This window comes from Kribbella sp. ALI-6-A (assembly GCF_001984195.1).
Classification (GTDB): Bacteria; Actinomycetota; Actinomycetes; order Propionibacteriales; family Kribbellaceae; genus Kribbella.
Map to the genome: position 1 here is coordinate 980,227 of NZ_MTQN01000010.1, position 11,728 is coordinate 991,954.

An 11,728-nucleotide genomic window follows, 5' to 3' on the forward strand; every position below is an offset into this window, starting at 1 on the left:
GACATCCTTTCACTCGACTCCGGCTCCGGCACAGATCAATCAACACCCATCGGCGGAATCTGTCGAGCCGAGCAGTAAGGCTAGGCTCGACAGCGTGCCCTCGCTGAGTGACGTGGCCCGCAACCACACGACCCTGGACCAGGCCGATCTGGACCGGCTGCAACTGCTGGTGTCCGACTGGCAGATGCTGGCCGACCTGTCCTTTGCCGACCTGGTGCTCTGGCTGCCCGACACCGAGGGCCTGGGCTTCTGGGCCGGTGCGCAGATGCGGCCGACCACCGGGCCCACGGCGTACCTGGACGACATCGTCGGCAGCTTCATCCCGCGCGAGCGGCGGCCGCTGCTGGACCAGGCCTACGACGGCGGCCGGATCTGCCGCGAGGGCGACCCGGAGTGGCGCGACGACGTGCCGGTGCGGGTCGAGACGATCCCGGTCCGGCGCGGCGACCGGGTGATCGCGGTGATCGCGCGCAACACCAACCTGCTCGGCGTCCGGACGCCGTCCCGGCTGGAGATCGCCTACCTGCAGAGCGCGACCGACCTGGCCCGGATGATCACCGACGGCATCTTCCCGTACGGCGGGGAGCGGCTGCTGTCCACCACGCCCCGGGTCGGGGACGGGTGCATCCGGGTCGATCGGCACGGAATGGTGACGTTCGCGAGCCCGAATGCGTTGTCCGCGTACCGGCGGATGGGACTGGTCACCGATCTGGTCGGCAGCCGGCTCAAGGACGTCACCGGCGAGCTGCTGCACTCCGGGCACAAGGTGGACGACGTGCTGGCGTCGGTGCTGACCGGGCGGGCCGCCAAGGAGCTCGAGATCGAGAACGCCGACGCGACGCTGTTCCTGCGGGCGATCCCGTTGCGGGCCGGGGGCGAGCACGTGGGCGCGCTGATCCTGCTCCGGGACGTGACGGAGCTGCGCAGCCGGGAGCGGGAGCTGGTCACCAAGGAGGCGACCATCCGGGAGATTCATCATCGCGTCAAGAACAACTTGCAGACCGTCGCCGCGTTACTGCGGATGCAGGGCCGGCGGATCACCGTGCCCGAAGGCCAGGCCGCGCTGGCCGAGGCGGTCCGCCGGGTCGGGTCGATCGCGATCGTGCACGAGACGCTGTCGGAGTCGTTCGACGAGCACGTCGACTTCGACGACGTCGCGGACCGGGTCGCGGCGATGGTGGCCGACGTGTCGACCGTCGCCACGTCGGTGCGGATCCGGCGGTCGGGCAGCTTCGGCGTCCTGGACTCCGAAGTCGCGACGCCGCTGGCGATGGTGCTGACCGAGCTGATGCAGAACTCCGTCGAGCATGCCTTCGGAGCCCGCACCGGCGAGGACGCCAGCGGAACCATCGAGCTGGAGGCCCATCGTGCGGTCGGCCGGCTGCGCGTGGTCATCTCCGACGACGGCCGCGGCCTGCCGGAGGGCTTCGACTCCGAAACCTCCGGCAACCTCGGACTGTCGATCGTCCGCACGCTCGTGCTCGGCGAGCTCGACGGCACGCTGGACTTCCAGCCCCGCACCACGGGGCCGGGGACGACCGTCACGCTCGACATCCCGGTCAAGGACTGACCGCTCCGCACCCGAAGATCCTCACGTCGGTGGCGCCGTGATCGCGGCCGCGCAACCGCACGACCACGCGGACGAAAACCCCGCCGTTGGTCGCCAAGGCCTGGGCCCTGGATCGTGACGTCGGAGCAACCGTGGGTGACAGCTAACTGTTGGTGGTCACCCATAGTTCCTCGGACGCCACGGTGGGGGCCGTCGGCAACCTGGTGGGGCGCAGAACGCCTGGAAATCAAAAGGCCCCGCGGATCCCGCGGGGCCCCATCGTGTTGCTGCGTCAGGCGGTGCGGATGCGGGCCCGGGCGTTCCGGCGCTTCAGCGCACGGCGCTCGTCCTCACTCAAGCCGCCCCAGACACCGTGGTCCTGGCCGGCTTCCAGTGCCCAGGCAAGGCACTGCTCACGCACGTCGCAACGACGGCACACCTGCTTGGCCTCCTCGATCTGCATGATCGCGGGCCCGGTGTTGCCGATGGGGAAGAACAGTTCCGGGTCCTCATCGAGGCAAACGGCCCGGTGGCGCCAATCCATGGCGAATCCCATCTCTCTCGGTAGTCGAATTACGCTGAAGATCGGTCTGTGCCCGATCCGCGTGGCCTTAATCGCACGGGGGTGGTGCGAGCGTTGTGAACGTTTTCACGAACGACTCCATGTTCCCAATGTCGCGCTGGCGATACAAGGGTTATGGACTTGTCGATCCGATCACAACGCTTCCTTAACACTCCGAACCGGTGCACAGCGGATCATCACGTCCGCTATCCGAACGTGAGGTTCTGGCTGCGAGCACCCGTTCACTGCAAGTAACCGATCCAACCGCCTCGGGGTTACGCAAAACCTCGAATCCCTGTGGGGAAAGGCTCTCCGACCCTCGGAGCACCCGGGGCAGGGGTGGGCCCGGGCACGCCGTTGCCCTGCGACGCACTGCTCCTCACAGCAGTCCGCCGGGGCGTGAAGCTGCCACGCGCCGGACGTTCCGCCGTACTGGCAGCCAAGCCAGTCCAGCCGAACCTCCGCCGCGTAAGCTGACGCAGTGCCGACCGATTCCTCCGTAGTCGTACCGCGTCCGCTCAAGTTAGCCGCGGCGGTGGTCGCTGCGGAAGGCCTCGTGGTCGTCGTTCTCGGATTTGCCGAAGCGTTTACGATCGACCGGACCCGGCTGGTGCTGGGCCTGACCACGACCCTGTTCCTGCTCGCGTACGGCGCAGGCCTGCTGCTGGTGGCCCGCGGACTGTCCCGGGCCTCGAGCTGGAGCCGTGGCCCGGCGGTGTTCACCCAGCTGATCCAGGTGCTGATGGCCTACAGCTTCTGGGGTGGGTCGACCAAGGCCGTCTCGGTCGTGCTGGCGATCGCCGCAATCGGCGTACTGGTGGCGATCTTCCAGAAGGCGTCGACCGAGGTGCTGCGCGACGACCCGAGCCGCGACCAGCCGCCGGTCCTGTAAAGCCCGCTACTCCTTCAGCAGGCCCGCCCGCAGCTCGGTCAGGGTCCGGGCCAGCAGCCGGGAGACATGCATCTGCGAGATGCCGATCTCCTCGGCGATCTGCGACTGCGTCATGCCCCGGAAGAACCGCAGCGTCAGGATCCGCTTCTCCCGGGTGTCCAGCTGGGCCAGCAGTGGCTTGAGGGACTCCCGGTACTCGACGCTCTCCAACGCCTCGTCCTCGCCGCCGAGCCCGTCCAGCACGGTCGTCGCGTCGGCCTCGTTCTGGTCGGGGGCGTCCAGCGACAGCGTGTTGTACGCATTCGCGGACTCCAGCCCCTCGATCACCAGGTCAGGGGCCAGATCCAGCCGGGTCGACAGCTCGGCGACCGTCGGCGCCCGGCCGAGCTCCTGGGTCAGCTCGGCCGTCGCCGCCGTCAGCGACAGTCGCAGCTCCTGCAGCCGGCGCGGGACGCGGATCGCCCAGCCCTTGTCGCGGAAGTACCGCTTGATCTCGCCGAGGATCGTCGGCGTCGCGTACGTCGAGAACTCCACGCCGCGCTCGAGGTCGAACCGGTCGATCGCCTTGATCAGCCCGATCGTGGCGACCTGGACCAGGTCGTCGTACGGCTCGCCCCGGTTGCGGAACCGGCGGGCCAGGTGCTCGACCAGCGGCATGTGCAGCCCGACCAGCCCGTCGCGGGCCAGCGTGTGGGCCGGGTCGCCGGCCGGGGCCGAGCCCATCGCGGCGAAGAGTTCGGCGGTCCGGGTACGCAAGTCGGTGGGTTCCTGGGGTTCGCCCAGGGATCGCTCGTCGGTCACGCCTTCTCCGCGGCGGTGGCGGTCGCCGTCACGGTGATGGTCAGGCGGCCGTTCAGGATCTCCGCGGCGGCCGACTCGACCAGCGCGGTCAGCACGGTCCACCCGAACGAGTCGGTGTCCGGCATCCAGCCGGCCGGTACGGCGGCCGAGGTCCGTACGGTCAGCTGCGGCGGGTCGACGGCGAAAACGCACTCCAGCACGCCGTCGGTCGCCTGGGGCAGCAGCAGCGAGCAGGCCTCGTCGACGGCGATCCGCAGGTCGTCGATCGCGTCGACGGTGAAGTCGTTGCGGGCCGCGAGGTTGCCGACCACCGAGCGCGGTACGGCGATGTAGGCGCTGTCCGCGGGAATGCTGAGGCGAACCTCGGCGGCTGTTCCGGTGCTGCTCACGTGCTGCCTCCCTGGCGGCCTGATCGGCTGGGCGGTCGGCCCACCGCGTACATCTTCCCCGCTCGGAGCCGGCAATGCACAACGGCTCCGGATCGATCTGACCTGCGCCGAGATATTGCGCGTAGATGTCGAGCGTGCTGGGATACCGCACAATATCGCGCACTTCTGCGGATCGGTCCCGTCCGGTCCCTCGCCCGCCCGACGACAGGAGTACACCGTGAGTCCCACCAGTTCGCGCCGGACCGTGCTCGGCGCCGGAGTCGCCGGCGTCCTGGCCGCCGCCGGAGCCGCCGGCCAGGCCCACGCCGGTTCCACCACCGAATCCACGACCGGCACCGTGCCGGCCCGCCGTCCCGGCCAGCGCTCGATGGTCGACGTCCCGTTCCAGCAGTACGGCACCGTCCGGATCGGCCTGATCGGCCTCGGCAACCGGGGCGCCGGCATGCTGTCCGGCTGGGCCGCCGTGCCCGGCGCGGTGGTCACCGCCGTCTGTGACATCCGGGCCGACCGGGCCAAGGCGGCCGCCGACAAGCTCGTGCAGCTCGGCAAACCCCGCCCGACCGAGTACGGCGGCTCCGCCACGGCGTACCAGAAACTGGTGCGCAGCGGGGACGTCGACCTCGTCTACATCGCCACCCCCTGGGAGTTCCACTACGAGCAGGGCAAGGCCGCGCTGCTCGGCGGCAAGCACGTCGGCGTCGAGCTGCCGATCGCCACCGAGCTCGCGCAGCTGTGGGACCTGGTCGACACCTCCGAGCGGACCCGCCGCCACCTGTGGCTGATGGAGAACTGCAGCTACGGCCGCAACGAGCTGGCGATGCTCAAGATGGCGCACGAAGGCCTGTTCGGCGAGATCACCAACGGCCACGGCGGCTACCTGCACGACCTGCGGGAGCTGCTGTTCAGCGACACCTACTACACCGACGCGTGGCGCCGGAAGTGGCACACTCGCAGTACGGCGAGCTTCTACGCGATGCACGGGCTCGCGCCGATCGCGGCGGCGATGGACATCAACCGCGGCGACCGGATGACCACACTGCGGGCGACCGCGACGGCTCCGCGCGGACTGGCCGACTACCGCGAGCGCAACATCCCGCGCACGCACTCGTCCTGGAACGAGACCTACATCAACGGCGACCTGGTCACTTGCTTGATCGAGACCTCGAAGGGCCGGGTGATCCGGGCCGAGCACGACGTCAGCTCGCCGCGCCCGTACAGCCGGATCAACAGCCTGGCCGGCAGCCGGGGCATCTTCGAGGACTACGTCCCGGTCGGCACCACCGGCGGCCGGGTCTACCTCGAGCCCGACCACGGCGGTCACAGCTGGCAGGACTTCGCGCCGTACCGGCAGGAGTTCGACCACTGGCTGTGGAAGAAGATCGGCGACGACGCGGCGAACAACGGCGGCCACGGTGGCATGGACTACGTGCTGCAGTGGCGGATCGTGCAGCAGATGCGCGCCGGGCTGGTGCCCGACATCGACGTGTACGACTCGGCCGTCTGGTGCTCACCGGTGCCGCTGAGTGTCGAGTCGCTGAAGCGCGAGGGCCGGCCGGTCGAGGTACCGGACTTCACCCGCGGTCGCTGGTCGGAGCTGCGGCTCGGGCTGGACTCCCGCGAGACCGACATGCCTCCGGTCGGCTGAGCGGGGGAGGGACGATGCTGAAACTCCTCGCGAAGGTGTGTGCGGTCGCCGTACTGGCGGCCGGGCTGACTGCGGCGCCGGCGGCTGCCGCCGGTGAGGTCGAGGTCGGGATCTCGCAAGTCGATTTGGCCGGGCCGGTGATCTCGACGGTCAAGGTGACGGTGAAGAACAACAGTGCCCAGCGGCTGTCGAAGCTCGCGGTCTCGTTCCGCGGGCCGGTCGGGTGGACCGTCTCGCCCGAGGTCCGGACGGTGAAGGAGGCCGTGAAGCCGGGTGGGTCGGCGGTGGTCGACTTCCAGATCCGGGTGCCCGAGCCGCGGCCTGGCTTCACGATCCGGACCTTCACCGCGACCGCCACGTACGCCGGTGGGCAGGCGGTCGGAACCAGCTCCCAGCGCTCCGGTACGCCGCTGCCGAACCTGGCGGCGGCCTTCAACAACGTCGGCGTGACCGACGAGTCGAATCCGGCGCCCGGCGACTTCGACGGTGACGGCAACAGCTTCTCCGCGCAGCGACTGGCGGCCGCCGGGGTGACACCCGGCGCGACGGTCACCGCGCTGGGCGCGACGCTGACGTGGCCGAACGTCCAGCCCGGCACCAAGGACAACGCGGCGGGCGGCGGCCAGACCATCGAGTTCACGGGCCAAGGGCAACGACTCGTCCTGCTCGGCTCCGGTTCGAGCCTGTCCGCGGTCGGCACCGTGACGATCTGGTACGCCGACGGCACGTCGTCCACCGGCTCGGTCGGCTTCCCGAACTGGTCCTTCCAGGACGCCGGCACCCACGGCGCGACACTGGCGATCAGCACCCCCGGCCGCAACACCCCGGCGGGCTACGCGAACGCGGAGTACCAGTACCGGGTCTTCGCCAACTCGGTCCCGCTCGACCCGGCCAAGAAGGTCGAACTCGTCACGCTGCCGTCCACCGGCAGCCTGCACGTCTTCGCTCTCGCGACCGCCTGACAAACGGCGAACGGCCGGTTCCCCTGGCAGGGGAACCGGCCGTCCGGCGTACGAGGGGTCAGGTCGGTTCGACGTGCGTCGGGTTGAGCACCCGGCGCAGGAAGTCCTGGGTCCGCGGCTGCTGCGGGTTGCCGATCACCTCGGCCGGCGATCCCTGTTCGACGATCACGCCGCCGTCCATGAACACGACCCGGTCGGCCACCTCACGGGCGAAGGCCATCTCGTGGGTGACGACGAGCATCGTCATCCCGTCCAGGGCGAGCTTGCGCATCACCGTCAGGACGTCGCCGACCAATTCCGGGTCGAGCGCCGACGTCGGCTCGTCGAACAGCATCAGCGCCGGGTCCATCGACAGCGCCCGCGCGATCGCGACCCGCTGCTGCTGCCCACCGGACAGTTGGGCCGGGTACGCCGTGACCTTGTCGTCCAGACCGACCCGGGACAGGTTCGCCCGGGCGATCTGCTCGGCCTCGGACGCCCTGCGCTTGTGCACCGTCGTCTGGGCGACCGTGCAGTTCGCCAGCACCGACAGGTGCGGGAACAGGTTGAACTGCTGGAACACCATGCCGATCTGCTGCCGGGCCGCGTCCAGGTGGCAGTCGGGGTCGGTGAGGTCCTCACCGCGGACGATCACCTGGCCCTCCTGCGGCATCTCCAGCAGGTTGACGCAGCGCAGCAGCGTCGACTTGCCGGAACCGGACGGCCCGATCACGCAGACGACCTCGCCCTGGTCGACGGTGAAGTCGATACCACGCAGGACGTGGTTGCTGCCGAACGACTTGTGCAGGTTCTTGATCTGCACCACCGGGGACGAGGTGGGCAAGGAATCTTGAACGGTCATCAGCGCGTCCTCGCAGCCTTCGACTCGAGCCGGCGGACCACTATGCCCAGCGGCAGGGTGATCAGCAGGTAGCAGAACCCGGCCGTGACCAGCGGGGTCAGGTTGGCGTAGGTGTTGGCCAGTTCCCGGCCGAACCCGGTCAGCTCGTACGCCGTCGCGCTGGTGCCGATGATGAAGACCAGCGAGGAGTCCTTCACCAGCAGGATCAGGTCGTTGGTCAGCGGCGGCAGCACGATCCTGAACGCTTGCGGCAGCACGATCTTGCGGGTCGCCAGCCCCGGCGGCATGCCGAGCGAGCGGGCTGCCTCGAGCTGGCCCTTCGGCACCGCCTGGATGCCGGCCCGGATCACCTCGGCCATGTACGCCGCGGCGACGATGCCGAGCGCCAGCCAGACCACGCCGTACGGGTCCCAGGGGATCGTCATGCCCTCGAAGGCCAGCGGCAGCAGGCTGAACGCGATGAACACCACGATGGCCGGCAGGCCACGGAAGAACTCGATGTAGGCCGTCGCCACCCACCGGTACGGGCCGACGCTGCTCAACCGCATCAGGGCCAGCAGCGTGCCGCCGATCAGGCCGATCACGAACGCGCCGGCGGTGTACTCCAGCGTCTTCACCAGCGCTGACAGCAGGCCGTCACGGAAGGCGGCCTCGATGAACTTGGGCTCGAAGAACACCTTGCCGATCTGGCCCCAGTCCGCGCTGATCGCCGCGAAGACGACCAGCAGGACCAGGATCGCGTACTGGATCAGCCGGGAACGCCGAGCCCGCTGGCGCGGGCTCAGTCCCCGGCGTTCAACGGTGTCGTGGGGCGCGCTCACTTCTTCGGCTCAACTCCGAACCACTTCTTGTAGATCTCGTTGTACTTGCCGTCGGTCTTGGCCTGGGCCAGCAGCGTGTTGAACTTCTCCACCAGCTTCGGTCCGCTGCCGTCCTTCAGCGCGGCGAAGCCGTACTGCTCGCCGGTGTCGAACTCGGTCACCACCGCGGTGTCCGGGTTGGCCTTGACGAAGTCGTAGAGCACGCCGTTGTCGTTGATGGCGGCATCGACCCGGCCGGACTTGAGGTTGTTGCCCTGCAGCGCGAGGTCGCTGAACGTGAGCACCTCGAACCCGTGCACCTTGGACTCCTTGTCGGCGAAGTCCTTACCGGTGGTGTCGGCCTGGACACCGACCTTCTTGCCCTTCAGGTCGGCCAGCGACTTGTACGGCGAGTCCTTCTTCACCAGCAGCACCTGCGTCGCGTCCATGTAGGGCGCGGTGATGCTGATCGCGGCCTGACGCTCCGGGGTGATGGTCATCGCGCCCATGCCCATGTCGCACTTCTTGGCCTTGAACGCGGCGCCCGAGGTGACCTGGGCCCACTCGATGTTCACCACTTCCTGCTCCAGACCGAGGTCGTTGGCGACCAGGTCGAGCAGGTCGACGTCGAAACCGACGACGTCGGTGCCCTCCTTGAACTGGAACGGCTTGTAGGGCAGGTGGGTGCAGACGGTGAGCTTGCCGGGCTTGACCAGGGTGATCCCGGCGGCCGCGGCCTTGTCCTCACTTCCACCGCTGCCACCGCTGCCCGAGTCGTCGCTGCCGCAGGCGGACAGGGCGAGCGCGAGCGCGGCGACCGTTGCGGTGACGGCCGCGACGCGGCTCTTGCGGAGGATGGAGATGTTCATCGCGAGTACTCCTCGACACTGGTTGTAGTCGTCCTGCCGGACGTTACCGGTCAGGATTCCCGCATCCTGACACAGCAGGCAGCGTCGTGTCGGCCGGTAACCGGCGCCGAGACTCGATCGTCACCGGGATGACGCCGTGTGGGGGGCCTCACAGATGAGACCAGTGCTGCCTGTGGTTTACTCGTAGCGACGGGTGACCCCCTGGCACCGGCGACGTTCGACGCACCCTCATCGAACCGCCACCTCACACACGTACCGCACACGCCTGCCCGCTCCACGCCGGGCTGATGAAGGGTCTCCGATGGTTGCCGAAGCTTTTCCGTCCGACGTCTCCACCGACTCCTACGCCGGTGACCCGGTCTTCGAGCTGCACCGCGGCGGCAAGATCGAGGTGACGTCCTCGATCCAGGTCCGCGACGCCGACGACCTGTCGATGGCCTACACCCCCGGCGTGGCCCGGGTCTGTACGGCGATCGCCGAGGACCCGTCGCTGGTCCGCACCTACACCTGGAAGTCGAACGTGGTCGCCGTCGTCACCGACGGGACCGCCGTCCTGGGCCTGGGCGACATCGGCCCGGCCGCCGCGCTGCCGGTGATGGAGGGCAAGGCGCTGCTGTTCAAGGAGTTCGGCGGCGTCGACTCGGTGCCGATCGCGCTGGCTTGCACCGACGTGGACGAGTTCGTCGAGACCGTGGTCCGGATGGCGCCGACGTTCGGCGGGATCAACCTGGAGGACATCTCCGCGCCGCGCTGCTTCGAGATCGAGCGCCGGCTGAAGGAACGCCTCGACATCCCGGTCTTCCACGACGACCAGCACGGTACGGCGGTCGTCGTACTGGCTGCTCTGCGGAACGCGCTGCGGGTGACGGGCAAGTCGATCTCGGACATCCGCGTGGTGATCTCGGGCGCCGGCGCGGCCGGGGTCGCGTGCGCGCGGATCCTGCTGCAGGCCGGCGTCGGAGACCTCGCGGTCGTCGACAGCAAGGGCGTGCTGCACGAGGACCGCTCCGACCTCACCCCGGTGAAGCTCTCGCTGGCTCGCGACACCAACACCGCGCAGCTGTCCGGCCGCCTGGTCGACGCCCTCGACGGGGCCGACGTCTTCCTGGGCGTCTCCGGCGGCACGGTGCCCGAGGAAGCGATCGCCCGGATGGCGCCCGGCGCGATGATCTTCGCGCTGGCCAACCCGAACCCGGAGGTGCACCCGGATCTGGCGCACCGGCACGCCGCGGTGGTCGCGACCGGCCGCTCCGACTTCCCGAACCAGATCAACAACGTGCTCGCGTTCCCCGGCATCTTCCGCGGTGCCTTCGACGCGAACGCGAGCCGGATCACCGAGGGCATGAAGCTGGCCGCGGCCGAGGCGCTGGCCGACCTCATCCCGGCGGACGAGCTGCGGGCGGACTACATCATCCCGTCGCCGTTCGACGAGCGCGTCGCTCCGGCCGTTGCCGCCGCGGTCGCCGAGGCCGCCCGCCGCGACGGAGTCGCCCGCGCCTGAGAGGTGGACGGCGGGGCCCGGCCATAGGCGGCCCGGCTCCGGCCAAGGCCACGGCCCGGCCGAGTTCCCGGCCTACGGCCCGGCCGAGTTCCCGGCCTACGGCCCGGGTCAAGCCCATGGCTCCGGCAGAGCTCCCGGCCCCGGCGGAGCTCGCAGCCCCGGCCAAGCCCTCGCCCCGGCCCCGGCCAAGGCCTTGGTCCGATGCTGGGGGCCTCCGCCTTTCCCCTCCTCCAACCCGCTCGTCCTCCGCCGCAGGCGGAGGACGAGCGGGTGTTCTAGGGTTGCCGGGTGGAGAACCGGCGTGCGATCGAGTGGTCCGAAGCGGCGTGGCTGAATCCGCCCGAGGCGGTACATGCCGACGGCAACGATCTGGTGGTGACCGCGCGGAAGGGCAGCGACTTCTGGCGGACGACGAGCTACGGGTTCGTGCACGACGACGGGCACGCGCTGCTGACCGACTTCCCGCCGGAGACCGCGATCGAGGTCGGTTTCGTCGCGGCGTTCGACGAGCTGTACGACCAGGCGGGCGTCCTGGTCCGCGTCGACGCGGAGAACTGGATCAAGGCCGGCGTGGAGTTCACCGACGGCGTGCCGCAGCTGGGCGCCGTGGTGACCCGCGGACTGTCCGACTGGTCGATGGCACCCGTCCCGGAGTGGGCCGGTCGCGAGGTGACGATCCGGGTCAGCCGCTCCGGTGACGCGGTGACCGTGCGCGCACGGGTCGACGACGAGCCTTGGCGCATGGTCCGGCTCGCCCCGCTGTCGCCGGACGCCGAGGCAGCGGCGGGCGCGATGTGCTGCGCGCCGACCCGCTCCGGGCTCAACGTGCGCTTCACGTCGTTCGCGGCGACCGACGCGGACGCCGGGCTGCACGCGGACTGAACCGGTGACGTTGGTAACTGACTGGGTGCGGACCA

Annotated in this window: 12 protein-coding genes; 6 read left to right on the forward strand and 6 right to left on the reverse strand. The window is 69.5% G+C overall.

Translation table 11 applies throughout. From position 1 onward, the window contains the following. Nucleotides 1-94: 94 nt before the first annotated feature. Nucleotides 95-1,570, forward strand: a complete 1,476-nt coding sequence (locus BWI15_RS18975; protein ID WP_077015707.1) for a sensor histidine kinase — start codon at nucleotides 95-97, stop codon at nucleotides 1,568-1,570. Nucleotides 1,571-1,841: 271 nt separating this feature from the next. On the opposite strand, the gene BWI15_RS18980 is transcribed toward BWI15_RS18975, so the two are convergent. Then, entirely contained in the window at nucleotides 1,842-2,093 is a 252-nt protein-coding gene (locus BWI15_RS18980) for a WhiB family transcriptional regulator (RefSeq protein WP_012922773.1), read from the reverse strand. Between the two features lie 499 nt (nucleotides 2,094-2,592). Between BWI15_RS18980 and BWI15_RS18985 the strand changes: the two genes are divergently transcribed. Beyond that, nucleotides 2,593-3,003 carry a hypothetical protein gene (locus BWI15_RS18985; RefSeq protein ID WP_143465695.1) on the forward strand — a complete coding sequence of 137 codons (411 nt, stop codon included), beginning with the start codon at nucleotides 2,593-2,595 and terminating at the stop codon, nucleotides 3,001-3,003. Nucleotides 3,004-3,009: 6 nt separating this feature from the next. On the opposite strand, the gene BWI15_RS18990 is transcribed toward BWI15_RS18985, so the two are convergent. Both BWI15_RS18990 and BWI15_RS38425 read right to left on the reverse strand, forming a co-directional pair. Then, on the reverse strand, nucleotides 3,010-3,804 hold the full coding sequence (locus tag BWI15_RS18990) for an RNA polymerase sigma factor SigF (protein ID WP_083750859.1): 795 nt from the start codon (nucleotides 3,802-3,804) through the stop codon (nucleotides 3,010-3,012). Then, on the reverse strand, nucleotides 3,801-4,193 hold the full coding sequence (locus BWI15_RS38425; protein ID WP_083750860.1) for an anti-sigma regulatory factor: 393 nt from the start codon (nucleotides 4,191-4,193) through the stop codon (nucleotides 3,801-3,803). The genes BWI15_RS18990 and BWI15_RS38425 overlap by 4 nt, the downstream gene beginning before the upstream one ends. Nucleotides 4,194-4,410: 217 nt before the next feature. Between BWI15_RS38425 and BWI15_RS18995 the strand changes: the two genes are divergently transcribed. After that, on the forward strand, nucleotides 4,411-5,838 hold the full coding sequence (locus BWI15_RS18995; RefSeq protein ID WP_077015710.1) for a Gfo/Idh/MocA family protein: 1,428 nt from the start codon (nucleotides 4,411-4,413) through the stop codon (nucleotides 5,836-5,838). 14 nt (nucleotides 5,839-5,852) lie between these two features. Continuing rightward, nucleotides 5,853-6,800, forward strand: a complete 948-nt coding sequence (locus BWI15_RS19000; RefSeq protein ID WP_077015711.1) for an NEW3 domain-containing protein — start codon at nucleotides 5,853-5,855, stop codon at nucleotides 6,798-6,800. A gap of 58 nt (nucleotides 6,801-6,858) precedes the next feature. Here BWI15_RS19000 and BWI15_RS19005 read toward each other — a convergent pair whose 3' ends face one another. The 3 genes from BWI15_RS19005 to BWI15_RS19015 are packed head-to-tail and all read right to left on the reverse strand — an operon-like array spanning nucleotide 6,859 to nucleotide 9,310. Further along, a complete protein-coding gene (locus BWI15_RS19005) occupies nucleotides 6,859-7,641 on the reverse strand; it encodes an amino acid ABC transporter ATP-binding protein (protein ID WP_077015712.1) in 783 nt (260 codons plus the stop codon). Beyond that, a complete protein-coding gene (locus tag BWI15_RS19010; RefSeq protein ID WP_193432171.1) occupies nucleotides 7,641-8,462 on the reverse strand; it encodes an amino acid ABC transporter permease in 822 nt (273 codons plus the stop codon). Before BWI15_RS19010 ends, BWI15_RS19005 begins: the two co-directional genes overlap by 1 nt. Further along, nucleotides 8,459-9,310 carry an ABC transporter substrate-binding protein gene (locus BWI15_RS19015; RefSeq protein WP_077015713.1) on the reverse strand — a complete coding sequence of 284 codons (852 nt, stop codon included), beginning with the start codon at nucleotides 9,308-9,310 and terminating at the stop codon, nucleotides 8,459-8,461. Before BWI15_RS19015 ends, BWI15_RS19010 begins: the two co-directional genes overlap by 4 nt. A gap of 301 nt (nucleotides 9,311-9,611) precedes the next feature. Between BWI15_RS19015 and BWI15_RS19020 the strand changes: the two genes are divergently transcribed. Both BWI15_RS19020 and BWI15_RS19025 read left to right on the forward strand, forming a co-directional pair. Next, a complete protein-coding gene (locus tag BWI15_RS19020) occupies nucleotides 9,612-10,811 on the forward strand; it encodes an NAD(P)-dependent malic enzyme (protein ID WP_077015714.1) in 1,200 nt (399 codons plus the stop codon). A 288-nt stretch (nucleotides 10,812-11,099) separates the two neighbouring features. After that, nucleotides 11,100-11,693 carry a DUF1349 domain-containing protein gene (locus tag BWI15_RS19025; protein WP_077015715.1) on the forward strand — a complete coding sequence of 198 codons (594 nt, stop codon included), beginning with the start codon at nucleotides 11,100-11,102 and terminating at the stop codon, nucleotides 11,691-11,693. Nucleotides 11,694-11,728: the final 35 nt, after the last annotated feature.